Annotated in this window: 1 protein-coding gene; it reads right to left on the bottom strand. The window is 64.4% G+C overall.

All coding sequences use genetic code 11. From position 1 onward, the window contains the following. The coding region (locus tag AACY19_RS27455; protein WP_339454634.1) for a hypothetical protein at positions 1 to 432 on the bottom strand (432 nt) is incomplete at both ends.

Below are 432 nucleotides of genomic sequence, written 5' to 3'. Positions count from 1 at the left end.
CGATTGGCACCTGCATCGTCGCGATCGTCGCGCTGGCGGCCACCCTGGCCTTTGAGGACGGTGATAGCCTCGAGGCGGGTCATCCGCGTTTCGCAGGCCAGCGACACCGCCAGCGGGAGGTTGTTGGCGGCCGCAGCGTGACCGAGGATCGCCCCGATGCGCGCCTGCTCGCGACGCCGGGCGGAAGCCTTGGCGCTGCGCCCGTTCATCTCCTCCTTGTCGTCATCTTCCTCGTCATCATCGTCCTCATCGGACGCGCGCGAGCGCTTTCCCTTGGGTTCGTCATCGTCGCACTGATCATCATCTGCGCGCTTGGACTTCTTGCTTTTGGGCTCGTCCTCGCCATCTTCATCGTCCTCGGATGCGCGCGAACGCTTGCACTTCGGTTCGTCGTCGTCACGCTGATCATCGTCCGCACGCTTGGACTTCTTG

Source organism: Pseudomonas sp. EA_5y_Pfl2_R50, assembly GCF_963970475.1.
Taxonomy (GTDB): Bacteria; Pseudomonadota; Gammaproteobacteria; order Pseudomonadales; family Pseudomonadaceae; genus Aquipseudomonas.
The sequence above is the reverse complement of the archived record's forward strand: the minus strand, read 5'-3'. Positions and strand labels throughout refer to the sequence as shown.